Consider the following 12,369-nt stretch of genomic DNA (forward strand, 5'->3'; position numbering starts at 1 on the left):
AGCCGTCCCCGACAACGACGAGGCACGTGATGAGGAGAGGTGAATGAGCGAGGCGATCACTCGCGAGATGATGGCGCAGCGGTTTCGCAGTTTCCTGCCGGTGGTGGTGGACCTGGAGACTGGAGGATTCAACGCGGAGCGCGACGCCATTCTCGAAATCGCCGCGGTGACGCTGACCATGGATTCGGAAGGCAACCTGATGCCGGACGCGACCTACGCCTATCATGTACAGCCCTTCTCGGGAGCCAACGTCGAGCAGTCGGCACTGGATTTCACCGGTATCAAGCTCGATGATCCGCTACGTCAGCGTGTCGCACTTTCCGAGGCCGAGGCACTGGGGGAGATCTTTCGCCCGGTGCGCAAAGCGATCAAGTCCTATGGCTGCACCCGCGCCGTGCTGGTGGGCCACAATGCCGCCTTCGATCATGGGTTCCTCAATGCCGCGGTGACTCGCTGCGGCATCAAGCGCAACCCCTTCCACCCCTTCTCGAGCTTCGACACCGCCAGTCTGGCTGGTCTCGTTTATGGCCAGACGGTACTTGCCCGCGCTTGCCGCGCAGCGGGCATACCGTTCGATAATCAGGAGGCCCACTCGGCGCGCTACGACACCGAGCGGACCGCGGAGTTGTTCTGCGCCATCGTCAACCGCTACAAGGATCTGGGCGGCTGGGCTCTGGCCCAGCGCGAGCAGGGCCTCGACGAACTGTAACTCCCCAAGGCCCTGGTGGGACATGCTCAGTGGCGGGTGCCGGTGTCCTGCTCCCAGCCGGCGGGCATGTCGAGATCGTCCTCGCCATCGGCCGCACCGCCTACCCCCGGCTTGTCGATGACCTGCACCGTGCTGGCGTGCAGTCCCTTCTCGCCTTCGTCGGGTTCGAAGCGTACCCGGGTACCCACGGTCAGCCGCTCGAAGTCGTCATGCAGCACCGAATTTCGGTGAAAATAGAACTCCTCGCCGCTCAGGCTCTTGATGAAGCCATAGCCATCCTTCTCGAATAGCCGCACCACGGTAGCTACCGGCGGGATCGGCTCGTCGTTATGGTGCTTGACCTTGCCATCGCGCTTGGCGGTCTGCTTCTTGAGCTGCTTCTCCATCGCCTCGAAGGCATTACGGATGATCGGACGCAGTTGGACCTGGGGATCGACCACCTTGTCGCTTTTTTCGGCGACGAGCTCGCCCTTGGCCGGCAGGTTCACTTCGACGAGCGCGCGATAGGGGTTGCCCGTCCTGTGAGGGTTCTGGGTCTGCTCGATGACCACGCGACAGGAGACGATGTCGCGATTGAATTGCTCGAGCTTGGCCACACGCGACCGGACGTACTCATCGATCCATTCGGAGCGAGATACATGCTGGTAGGTGATTTCCACGGGTGTTTGCATGCTGAAACTACCTCCCTGCCTTGAAGCTTTTGCCTGAATCCATTTCCGGCCGTTCATTTGTCAGCGTGGTAGCCAGCACACTCTATTTCAATCGCCCTTGCGCAGGCATTTGTTGTCCTACCGTAACCTGGGCGTCTTGTCGCTACTTCAGGAATAGGCCGCCCGAAAAGCACAAGGCCCGCGAGCCGAAGCTCACGGGCCTTGTCAGGACGCGGTGGGAAACGGATCAGGCGTCACCGCCCTCCTCGTTGGCCTTGGCACGTGCCGCCGCCTCTTTCACCAGCTTTTCCAGCTCGCCGCTCTGGTGCATCTCGCCGACGATGTCGCAGCCACCCACCAGCTCGCCTTCCACCCACAGCTGGGGGAAGGTGGGCCAGTTGGCATACTTGGGCAGCTCGGCGCGAATGTCCGGATTATCCAGCACGTTGACGAAGGCGAAGCGCTCGCCACAGGACATCAGGGCCTGCACGGTCTGGGCGGAAAAGCCGCACTGCGGCAGTTGGGGGGTGCCCTTCATGTAGATCAGGATGGGGTTTTCGCTGATCTGACGCTGGATGTTCTCGATGGTGGTGCTCATAGGTGCTCCCTGTTGGATCATTGAGTGCCTGGACTGTCGGAGACGCCGGGAAGAAAATACCCGAGCGTCACACTCAGCCTTTTGCTCATGTCCCCATTCTACTGATGACGAGCGAATTGCGCATCCCCCGCAGGCTGGCTAGGATGGTGGTTTTTTCGCGCGGAGAGATCGCCATGGCGACACGCCATTTCCTGACCCTGCTGGACCTGAGCCCCGAAGAATCGCACTACCTCATCCAGCGCGCCATTACGATCAAGAACCGCCTGCGCGCCCAGGGCCCGACCTATGCCCCGTTCACCAACCGCACGCTGGCGATGATCTTCGAGAAATCCTCCACGCGCACCCGGGTCTCTTTCGAGACCGCCATGGCCCACTTCGGCGGCCATGCGCTGTTCCTCTCGCCGCGCGACACCCAGCTCGGCCGCGGTGAGCCGATCGAGGATACCGCAAGGGTGCTGGCTGAGATGGTCGACATCGTGATGATTCGCACCTTCTGCCATGCCGGCTTGGAGACATACGCCGCCGCCAGCTCGGTGCCGGTGATCAATGCGCTCTCAGACGACTATCACCCCTGCCAGCTGCTGGCCGACGTGATGACCTGGACCGAGCTACGCGGTAGCGTGCGCGGGCGCACGGCGGTATGGATTGGCGATGGCAACAATATGTGCCATTCATGGATCAATGCCGCGCGTCAGTTCGACTTCAAGCTGCGCGTCTGCTGCCCCGAGGGTTACGAACCGCGCCAGGATATCCTCGAGGCCGCCGGCGACCGAGTCACCCTGCTGCACGATCCCGCCGAGGCCACGATCGGAGCCGATCTGGTCACTACCGATGTCTGGGCCTCGATGGGCCAGGAGGAAGAGCAGGCCAAGCGTGAGGCGGATTTCGCCGGCTTCCAGGTCAATGAGGCCATGCTGGATAGCGCCAGGCCCGACGTACTGTTCCTGCACTGCCTGCCTGCCCATCGCGGCGAGGAGATCAGCGAGACCCTGCTGGACGACCCGCGGGCGGTGGTTTGGCAGGAAGCCGGCAACCGCCTGCATGCCCAGAAGGCACTGATCGAATTTCTGCTGCTGGGACGGGTCGACCACTGACTTGCATCGTCGGGAGAATTCCCGGCGATGCCAATCGGCCTCCTATCCACAGACCGCACAGCTCGGTCGTGAACTAGCCGTTGCTCGCCGCTTCCTGATGCAGGAGAAGCTCGACGCGGCGGTTGGCGGCGCGCCCTTCGGAGGTTTCGTTGCTACTCAATGGACGCGTCTCGGCGTAGCCCACCGCACGCAAGCGCTCGGCCGACAGGCCTAGCTCCGACAGGTAGCGCAACACGGCGATGGCACGTCCGGACGAAAGCTCCCAGTTGGACGGGAAACGGGCGGTAGCGATGGGAATGCTGTCGGTGTGCCCCTCCACCGAGATATCGCCCTCGAATGACGCAAGCACTTCGCGCAAGCGGCTCAATACTTCACGGCCCTGCCCGGTGAGTATGGCCTGGCCGCTGTCGAACAATAGGTTATCGTCGATGCGCAGGGTAATGCCCTGCTGTCCCTCGGTCACGCTCACACCTTCGATGTCGAGCCCGGGGAAGCGCGGCTGCAATCCGTCATGGCGAGGCTCGAGCCCTGTGCCTGCCACCATGCGCGCCGCAGCTTGTGCTTGCGGAGTGACCAGGGCGCTCGTTTCACCGCCATGCCGGCTTCCCTTGATGGCGGCCCCGTTGCCGGCCAGCGAGAGCAGCAGGACGAACAGCGTGATGAGCAGTGTCAGCACGTCCAGATAACTTACCAGCCAGCCTTCCCCCTCCCCACCGTCAATAATGGGGGGATGCAACACGTCTCGCGTGCTGCGATCAAGCATTTTGCGCTTCTCCATCGGAGGCGTCGCGCTTGGTCACTTCCGGATCGCGAATCTCGTCGTGATAGTTGGCGACGAAGGAGTTGAGGGTTTCTTCGATGAAGGACGGCAGACGGCGCTTGGTAATCAACGAGATACCCTCGAGCACCATGTTCATTGCGATGAGCCGCTCTTCGGTACGTCGTTCGAGCTTCACGGCAATGGGCTTGAACACCAGGTTGGCCAGCAGAATGCCGTAGAAAGTGGTCAATAGCGCCACCGCCATGCGTGGGCCGATGACATGCAGGTCGCCCGACTCCATGACTTCGAGCATGTTGACCAGTCCGACCAGGGTACCGATCATGCCGAAGGCCGGGGCATAGGTGGCCATGGTGCGGAAGATCTGTGCCTCGGCGTGCTCGCGTGCCTTGAGCCTGGCGATGCGCCAGCGCAGCAGGTCGAAAATTTCCTCCGCCTTGGTATTGGCGATGACCAGTTGGATGCCGGTACGCAGGAATGGATTGCGGGCCTTTTCCAGCGCCGCCTCGACGGCGCGTACGTCGCCCTTGAACCATAGCCGCGAGATATCCACTAACTCCTTGATATCGTCACGCATATAAGTGTTTTCCCGACGAAACACCAAGCCCACCAGACGCACCACACGCAAGACCTCCTTGAGCGGGTAACTGATGAAGGTGGCCGCCATGGTTCCAGCCAGCACGATGGCAAGGCCCGGCAGGTTGATGAAGCTCTGCGGCGACTCGGCGGTGAAGAACAACACGCTGACCAGCAGAACGATGCTGGCAAACATGCCGATTATGGTAGATGGATTCATGCAAGCTCCTGAAAATAAAGCGCATCGAGTCTAAAGAAAAATATCGGCTGTGACGGGTGACACTTTAGCCATGGCTGGAAAAAGCCTGGATCAGGATGACCCAGATCAACCTTTCCGTATTGCGCTAAAGTTTCCTCGGTTACGGCCGATACGTTAGCCATGAGATCCTCGTCGGCAGCGGGCAATTGAGAGAAACGGTTCGATCACGATCATGTCAGCCTGAAACTTGAGAATATTCCGAGTGCACCGCACTCAGCACGGAGCCAAGCAGCATGCCTGAGCAAAGGGACCACGATCCTTTCACCGTCGCTCTTCATCCGATTCACGATGCCAGCCATCACCATGTGGCGGATCGCCTGGTCTACACCCGGCATACCGACACCGAAACCGAGGAGGTCATGGCCGCCACGGCCAGGGCACTGGCCAGCGCCGTCTACGAACTCGGAGATGGCGGCCTACTGGGTGACAGGACCCTGTTCGTCGACCTGCCACTGGAGTGGCTCGACCGCCCCGAGCTGCTGCCTACGCCGGCACCGCGCCTGGCGCTGGGAGTTGCCGAAGTGCACACGGTCGATGCCGAGCTGCTCGTACGCCTGGACGACATTCGCGAGCGCGGCTACCGGGTCATCGTATCGACCCGCCTGCTGAAGCAGGACCCGGAGGCGATGCTCGGTCGCTGCGACATCATCGTGCTCACCTCGCCTCAGGATCTCGACGACGAGACACTGGAACGGCTCCCCGCAAGCAACGTCAAGCTGCTGGTCGAGAATCTCGACAGTCGGGAGGAACTGGAGCGCTACCAGGCGATGGGTTGCGACTATTACCACGGGCAGTATCTCGCCAAGCCCAGTTTCATCGCATCGGCTCCGCGGGGGCGCCATGGAAACCGTGCCGCCCAGATCCGCCTGATTCGCGCGCTGTACGAAGACAACAACGATCTCAACCGGCTCCATGAGCTGGTGGTACAGGTACCCCACCTGCATGTAGCCATTCTGCGCCGGGCCAACTCGAGCTATTTCCATCGCGGCGGCAAGGAAGTCGATCTGCATCGTGCCGTACAGCTGCTGGGGCTCATCGAGCTTCGCCGGCTGATCCTGACGCTGACTCTGTCCAGCTTGCAACCCTCGTCGCGCATCGTGCTGCGCATGGCGCTGATCCGTGCCTTCATGTGCCGCAACCTGGCGGCTCCCTTTCCTTCTCTCGACCCCGAAGATGCCTTCACCACCGGCCTGTTCTCGATGATGGACGCCCTGCTGGAGGAGGACCGCCAATCCCTTCTCGAACACCTGCCATTGGGGCAGCCGATCATTGACGCCCTCAAGCACCAGGCAGGGCCCCTGGGCGCCGTACTGACCCTGTGTGAGAACCATGAGCGTCAGGTCGAGGAAGCCATCGACGACGTGCCGGCCGACCGCCTCCACAACTGCTACATGAATGCCCTGGCAAGCACCAAGACACTGATGGACAACCTTTAATCCTGGGCGGTGAGCCGCACCCGGAGCCGGCTCACCGCTTGACTGTGCAACTGACAGACCCGCGACTCGGTCACACCGAGCACGACGCCGATCTCCTTGAGGTTGAGCTCTTCCTGATAGTACAGCGCCATCAACAGTTTTTCGCGCTCGGGAAGCGCCTCGATGCCCTCGGCCAGTTGCCGACGCTTCTCTTCGTCGATGAGCTGGCGATAGGCAGTATCGATCGAGGCGTCCTCGATCCCGGGTTCGACCCCCTCGGCCATCAGCGCCTCGAAGGGCAACAGATGGCCGCTGTTGGTGTCGTTGAGCAGCTGCCGATACTCCTCCAGCCCCATGTCGAGTTCGGCGGCGATCTCGGTCTCCTCGGCCGCCCTGCCCAGCGTCTGCTCCAGGCGCCGCACTGCCTCGTCGACCGCCCGCGCGTTGCGCCTGACGCTGCGCGGCAGCCAATCCCGACTGCGCAACTCGTCGAGCATGGCACCGCGGATACGCTGGCTGGCAAAAGTGGCGAAACTGGCTCCCTGGGTCGAGTCGAAGCGCCCCATGGCTTCGAGCAGCCCCACCGTGCCGGCCTGGATCAGGTCATCGAGTTCGATGCTCGCCGGTAGCCGAACCTGCATGGACAACGCCTGACGCCTCACCAGCGGCAGGTACTCATCCAGCAGTTCTGCCTGTTCAATCTTGCCTCGTGCTGTGTACATGCGCTTGCTCTCACGGCTGACAATTCCCGCGAGCTTCGATCGAACGGCTCGACGGGTCAGGGACGTTGCAGGTGCTCATGATTGACGATCACCTGCAGCCCTTGCAGGGTCGCGGCACGTTGCCGGCGATCCTGCAGTGAAAACTGGAAATACAGTGGCGTATCGGCCGGCAGGCCCTCCATGACGTCGGTCTGGCCGCGCGGCCCCGGCAATCGTACGCAGTCTCCCGGATGGCATAGCCAGGCATTCACCTCGCTGCCGGCCGGCGGTTGATACTGCCAACCGACCCGCCCCATCACTTGACCACGCGCCAGCTCGGGCGAGGGCGGCAGCAAGGCTGCGGATGACAGCGGCCTATCGGCCATGACCACCGTCAGCGAGGGGGCGCTGGCGACCCAACTGCCAGCAGCGTGAGCGGTACCCACCCACCAGCCACAGAGGACGATACCCGCAAGCCAAGCACTCGCTCGACGTATCATCTCGCCAATACCAGCAGCTCGATACCGAAATAAGCGTCCGCCACATACTGCAGATTGGCCAATAGACCTTGCTTTCCCACTCCCGGCGGATGCACGGCAAGCAACCGTCTCGGGCCACCCTGCTCGGCGATCTGCTTGAGCATGCGATAGCCGCGGCGAAATGCTTCCAGATCGTCATCCACCCACAGCGCCCAGTGCGATTGCTGTGTGACCAGCAGCGGCAAGTGCGGGCTGCTGACCGGCAACGCCACGATACGCCAGGCCTGCGGGTCGCCTACCCAGCGCCGCCCCTCGCGAGCCCAGCTCTCCAGCAATTCGGTCACCTTGGCGGTGTGCCGTTCTGCGGTACCCGGCAGGCCCAATACCATCAGCGTCACTTGCTGAGCGTTACCTGCCGTACGCGGTGGCGTCGCGGCAGTACTCATCTGCGCTGGCCTGGCCGGCGTCCGGGGGGCGGTCCGGGGCCTTTCCACCCTATCGCCTCCGGGAGCAGCCAGCTCGACAAGCATCTCGGCCACATGTGTCGGACAATCCGGCGACTCACCGTTCGCCCACTGGCGCAGTCCTGCGGCCTGGTCCCATCCCATCTAGCCTGTCTCCCTTTCACCGAGACCCAGGTGGCGAATGGCATCGCGCACCAGGAAAAGTTGTACCAACGACTCGAGCAGCGCAACGTCGCGACGCCGCCGACGCCCACTGGCGAGCCCCAGCAGCTCCGCTCGCAGATCCATCGCCGCCTCGTCCTCGGCAAGGTCCAGGTGGGCCGCCACTGTCGCCAGGCCACTGGCCATCAACAGGCGCTGGTCGGCACGCAGCTCTCCCAGCTCAGCCGGGTCCAGGCGCTGCCAGGCGCGGCGTGCAAGCTGCGGCAGCACATCACCCTGCAGCAGCGTAAGCAGTAGCGGCTGGGGCTCGCGACCCAGCCGCGCCGGGGTAATCCAGTAGCGCTTGCTGAGAACCTTGCCACTCTCCTCGTCGCGAACCTCACCGAGCCAGGCTCGCGCGACCAGGCACTGCTGATCGCGCCGGCTGCCCTTGAGGGTTACGCTGATGGGTAGCGTGGAAAGATCGAGCCGGCCTGGCGCGCCGCGGAAGCGACAGCGCACTTCGCCAACGGCTTCGCCCACGTCAACGAGTGATGCCAGGGTACGGCGCTCACCGGCGTACTCGATACGCTGGCTGCCACGTACCTGGCTGCACCAGCTCGATTGCTGGCGTTCCAGCCATTCTCCCGACTCGCCATCGGGCAAGCCGTTCAACAGATGCACATCGATGTCGTATAGCTCCCGTGCGGCCTCCAGGCGTGCCTGCTGGCCCGCCACCTGGCGATGCTGCAACAGCGGCAGCGCCAACCAGGTGCCCTCGGGGCTGAGCGCCACGTCAGGCATCGACCAGTTCTCGCCCGGGACACGGCGGCGGTCGCTCCAGATCATGCCCAGCGCCTGGCCGGCACGAGGGTAGTCTGCCAGCAGCTGTTCGAGACGCTGCTGCTGGATGGATGACGGCAGCCCCAGCAGATTCCACACCTCTTCGAGGTGCTCGAAGCCAGGCAGGCGCTGGCGCAACGCCTGCAGCACAGCGGCCAGGCGGCGCCCCTGCCCCATTAGATTGCCGGGACTGCGTGCGGCCGGCTCCGCCGCCTGCCGTGCAGCCGGGCTTGCCAACGGTGCACGATCGGCAAGGGCCCGCTCGATCAAGGCATCGGGTTCGGCGAGCGCCATGTCCTCCGGCACACGCTGACCATGCGAAACGAACAGCAAACGCAACCCGTGTCGCATGACGATGTCGAGTACCGGCGCCAGCCGCCCCGCCTCATCCTGCTTGGTGATGATGCAATCGTGCAGCTCACCGCCGGCCGCCTGGGCCGCCTGGCGATAGCGCACCACCACCTCCTCAAGGGTCTCGGGTTGGCTGGCGGCATTGAGCAGCAGCACCAGGCGCACCGGTGAATCCCCGCCGTGCAGATGGCTGACCTGCTCGATTACGCGGTGATCGCGCTGGCTCATGCCGACCGTGTCGATGATGATCCAGGACTTGCCCTTCATGCGGCCCAGCAAATCCGATACCGGCTGATCGGCGTTGAGCGCATACATCGGCACGTCGAGCAGGCGCGAGTAGATGCGCAGCTGTTCATGGGCCCCGATACGGAAGCTGTCGGTCGTCACCAACGCCACCGGGCGAGTGCCGTGGCGCATGACGTAGCGTGCCGCCAGCTTGGCCGTGGTGGTGGTCTTGCCTACTCCGGTGGGCCCGATCAGCGCTACGATGCCGGTACGATCCATGAAGGCGGCCTCGTCGTCCAGGCCGCTCAACCGCCTGGCCAGCTGGCGCGCCAGCCACGCCAAGGCGCGCTCATCCATGGCTGTCGTCAGCGCCAACTCTTCGGGCAGGGCCGATACCACCTCTTCGGCCAACGCCTGGCCGAAGCCGGCCTCCAGCATCGTCAGCACGAGCTGCTCGCCCAGCGTCCCGGTCGATTGCGACTGGCTACGCTCACGCGAGAGCAGTGCGCGCATATCGCGCATCTCCTCGAGCAGCCTTGCGCTCATGGCTTCGAAAGCCTGGGCAGGGTCGGGGCTTGCCGGCGTGGCGGGCACCGCCGCTGGCGGCGAACTCGGTTCACCTGGCCGCGGCGGAGAGCCGATATCGGCATTGCCATCGGTCGCCGCCGACTCGGCCATGGCCAGGATCTCGACACCCTGCTCAGTGTGTCGGTTGGCCAGGATCAGGGCCTCGTCGCCCAGAGCCGCACGGACCTGGCGCATGGCTTCACGACTGTTGGCACCTACGAAACGCATGACACTCATCGGTTATCGACCTCCCACCAGCGTCACGATGCGCAGTGTCCGATCATCGGGTATTTCCGCCTGCGACATGACCACCAGGTGGCGCATGCGCCGACGCAGAAAACGAGCCAGCAGCGGGCGCAGGCTATGCTGCACGACCAGTACTGCTGGCTCGCCGCTCGCCTCATGGCGCTCAACGGCTTGTTCGGTCTGGCTCATCAAGGTCTCGGCCAGCCCGGGCTCGAGCGCCCCGTTGCCGTTCATGGCCTGCATCAGGACCTGTTCGAGCTGGGCATCCAGGCCGATCACGTTCAGCGTATCGCGTCCGGGGAACCACTGCTGGGTAATCGCACGCCCCAGCATGATCCGTACCAGCGCCGTCAGCTCGCTGGTATCCTGCTGCTGAGGTGCGTATTCCGCCAGGGTATCCAGAATGGTGCGCATGTCGCGAATGGAGACGTCCTCGTCGAGCAGGTTTTGCAGGATGCGCTGCAGCACGGTCAAGCTGATCGCCTTGGGTACCACATCCTCGACCAACGACTTCTGCTCCTCGCCCAGCTTGTCGAGCAGCTTCTGGACCTCCTGGCGTCCCAGCATTTCGGCCGCGTGGCGATGCAACAAGTGGTTGAGGTGCGTTGCGATCACGGTACCGGCATCGACAACGGTGTAACCGTAGACTTGGGCGTGTTCGCGCTGACCGCCGTCGATCCAGACAGCCGGCAGGCCGAAGGCAGGGTCGGTAGTCGGCGTGCCCTGAAGCTGACCGGTAACCTGGCCCGGGTCGATGGCGAGCCACTGGCCAGAGAAGGCCTCGGCGCGGCCGATCTCGGCGCCCTTCAGGGTGATTACATAGGTATTGGCGCCGAGTTCCAGATTGTCACGGATATGCACCACGGCAGGCAGGAAGCCGACCTCCTGGGCGAATTTCTTGCGCACGCTCTTGATACGACCCAGCAGCTCACCGTCCTGGCGCTGATCGACCAGCGGTATCAGGCGATGTCCGACCTCGAGGCCCAGGGTATCCACTAGTTGGACGTCTTCCCAACTGGCCTCCGGCGCTTCCGGTTGAGGCGGCGGCTCGGTATTGAGCTCCTGCGCTATCTGCAGCTGCTCCTTCTGGCGGGTGAGCATCCAGGCCAGGCCGGCCAGAATGCCGGTGAACAGCAGGAACACCATGTTGGGCATCCCCGGCACCAGGCCCAGCAGCCCCATGACCAGGGCCGCCAGCACCATGACCTGGGGATTGACGAACAGTTGGCTGATCATCTGCTGGCCAACGTCCTGCTCGGTATTGACGCGAGAAACGGTTACGCCGGCGGCGGTCGAGATGACCAAGGCCGGGATCTGCGCCACCAGGCCGTCGCCGATGGTCATCAGGACATAGGTGTGGGCGGCGTCACCGAAGCCCATGCCGTGCTGCAGCATGCCGATCATCAGCCCGCCAATGACATTGACCACCATGATCACCAGGCCGGCCATGGCATCGCCACGCACGAACTTGCTGGCACCATCCATGGAGCCGTAGAAATCGGCCTCCTGGGCGACCTCGGAACGACGCTGGCGAGCGTCCTCCTCCCCGATCAGACCGGCATTGAGGTCGGCATCGATGGCCATCTGCTTGCCCGGCATGGCATCGAGCATGAAGCGCGCACCCACCTCGGCGATGCGCCCCGCGCCCTTGGTGATGACCATGAAGTTGATGATGACCAGGATCAGGAACACCACCAGGCCTACGGCAAAGTTGCCGCCGATGAGGAACTCACCGAACGCCTCGATTACCTTGCCGGCCGCATCGCCGCCCTGATGCCCTTCCATCAGGATGACACGGGTAGAGGCCACGTTGAGCGACAGGCGCAGCAGCGTGGTGAACAGCAGCACCGCCGGAAACGCAGCGAAATCGAGCGGTTTCTGGGTAAACATGCTGACCAGGAGCACCATGACGGCCAGCGCGATGTTGAAGGTGAACAGCAGGTCGAGCGCGAACGGCGGCAGCGGCACGATCATCATGCCAAGGATCATGATGATCAGGATCGGGCCGGCCAGCAGCTTCATGCGTACGTCGCCCATCCAGTCGCGACGCCCGATGATATGACTGAGTGACTTCATCGACGCGCTCCGCCGGGCCCAGCGGCATCCTGGTCAGCAACACCAGCGACCACGTCGGCGGCTGGCACTTCCAGGTTTTCCGGTATGGGCAAATTCTCAGGTGTAGGCGGCACCTCTCCCCCCTCTCGTGATACGTGCTTGAGGCGGAAGGCCCAGGCCAGGACTTCCGCGACTGCGGTATACAGGTCCATCGGGAT

At 63.4% G+C, this 12,369-nt stretch carries 12 protein-coding genes and 1 pseudogene; 3 read left to right on the forward strand and 10 right to left on the reverse strand.

Translation table 11 applies throughout. The features are described 5' to 3' along the window. Positions 1-43 precede the first annotated feature (43 nt). A complete protein-coding gene (rnt, locus tag HBJ55_RS02285; RefSeq protein WP_167110613.1) occupies positions 44-709 on the forward strand; it encodes a ribonuclease T in 666 nt (221 codons plus the stop codon). Positions 710-735: 26 nt separating this feature from the next. Here the strand turns inward: rnt and HBJ55_RS02290 are convergent, their stop codons facing one another. Together HBJ55_RS02290 and HBJ55_RS02295 are read right to left on the reverse strand one after the other, a co-directional pair. Then, on the reverse strand, positions 736-1,380 hold the full coding sequence (locus HBJ55_RS02290) for an HPF/RaiA family ribosome-associated protein (RefSeq protein WP_167110615.1): 645 nt from the start codon (positions 1,378-1,380) through the stop codon (positions 736-738). 226 nt (positions 1,381-1,606) lie between these two features. Beyond that, positions 1,607-1,957 carry a Grx4 family monothiol glutaredoxin gene (locus tag HBJ55_RS02295; RefSeq protein WP_167110617.1) on the reverse strand — a complete coding sequence of 117 codons (351 nt, stop codon included), beginning with the start codon at positions 1,955-1,957 and terminating at the stop codon, positions 1,607-1,609. 173 nt (positions 1,958-2,130) lie between these two features. Here HBJ55_RS02295 and argF point away from each other — a divergent pair, with 173 nt between their 5' ends. Next, a complete protein-coding gene (gene argF / locus HBJ55_RS02300; RefSeq protein WP_167110619.1) occupies positions 2,131-3,051 on the forward strand; it encodes an ornithine carbamoyltransferase in 921 nt (306 codons plus the stop codon). 73 nt (positions 3,052-3,124) lie between these two features. Here argF and HBJ55_RS02305 read toward each other — a convergent pair whose 3' ends face one another. Beyond that, positions 3,125-3,814 (reverse strand): OmpA/MotB family protein, encoded by a 690-nt coding sequence (locus HBJ55_RS02305; protein ID WP_167110621.1) that lies wholly within the window; start codon positions 3,812-3,814, stop codon positions 3,125-3,127. Continuing rightward, on the reverse strand, positions 3,807-4,625 hold the full coding sequence (locus HBJ55_RS02310) for a motility protein A (RefSeq protein ID WP_167110623.1): 819 nt from the start codon (positions 4,623-4,625) through the stop codon (positions 3,807-3,809). The genes HBJ55_RS02305 and HBJ55_RS02310 overlap by 8 nt, the downstream gene beginning before the upstream one ends. A 272-nt stretch (positions 4,626-4,897) precedes the next feature. On the opposite strand from HBJ55_RS02310, the gene HBJ55_RS02315 reads away from it, so the two are divergent. Further along, positions 4,898-6,100, forward strand: a complete 1,203-nt coding sequence (locus HBJ55_RS02315) for an EAL and HDOD domain-containing protein (RefSeq protein WP_167110625.1) — start codon at positions 4,898-4,900, stop codon at positions 6,098-6,100. Here HBJ55_RS02315 and HBJ55_RS02320 read toward each other — a convergent pair. From HBJ55_RS02320 to HBJ55_RS22220, 6 genes and pseudogenes are all read right to left on the reverse strand, one after another. Continuing rightward, positions 6,097-6,801 (reverse strand): RNA polymerase sigma factor FliA, encoded by a 705-nt coding sequence (locus HBJ55_RS02320; RefSeq protein ID WP_167110627.1) that lies wholly within the window; start codon positions 6,799-6,801, stop codon positions 6,097-6,099. The genes HBJ55_RS02315 and HBJ55_RS02320 overlap by 4 nt on opposite strands. 56 nt (positions 6,802-6,857) lie before the next feature. Continuing rightward, positions 6,858-7,280, reverse strand: a complete 423-nt coding sequence (locus HBJ55_RS02325; RefSeq protein ID WP_167110629.1) for a flagellar protein FlhE — start codon at positions 7,278-7,280, stop codon at positions 6,858-6,860. Beyond that, a complete protein-coding gene (locus tag HBJ55_RS02330; RefSeq protein WP_240935946.1) occupies positions 7,277-7,705 on the reverse strand; it encodes a hypothetical protein in 429 nt (142 codons plus the stop codon). The genes HBJ55_RS02325 and HBJ55_RS02330 overlap by 4 nt, the downstream gene beginning before the upstream one ends. A gap of 162 nt (positions 7,706-7,867) precedes the next feature. Continuing rightward, complete coding sequence (gene flhF, locus HBJ55_RS02335; RefSeq protein ID WP_240935947.1) at positions 7,868-10,087, reverse strand: flagellar biosynthesis GTPase FlhF; 2,220 nt, start codon at positions 10,085-10,087, stop codon at positions 7,868-7,870. A 3-nt stretch (positions 10,088-10,090) separates the two neighbouring features. Continuing rightward, positions 10,091-12,172, reverse strand: coding sequence for a flagellar biosynthesis protein FlhA (gene flhA / locus HBJ55_RS02340; RefSeq protein ID WP_167110632.1), 2,082 nt, complete (start codon positions 12,170-12,172; stop codon positions 10,091-10,093). Continuing rightward, positions 12,169-12,369 (reverse strand): annotated as a pseudogene (locus HBJ55_RS22220) (flagellar biosynthetic protein FlhB); the annotation flags it as partial. The gene flhA and the pseudogene HBJ55_RS22220, both read right to left, overlap by 4 nt.

Source organism: Billgrantia bachuensis, from assembly GCF_011742165.1.
In the GTDB taxonomy this organism is placed as follows: domain Bacteria; phylum Pseudomonadota; class Gammaproteobacteria; order Pseudomonadales; family Halomonadaceae; genus Halomonas; species Halomonas bachuensis.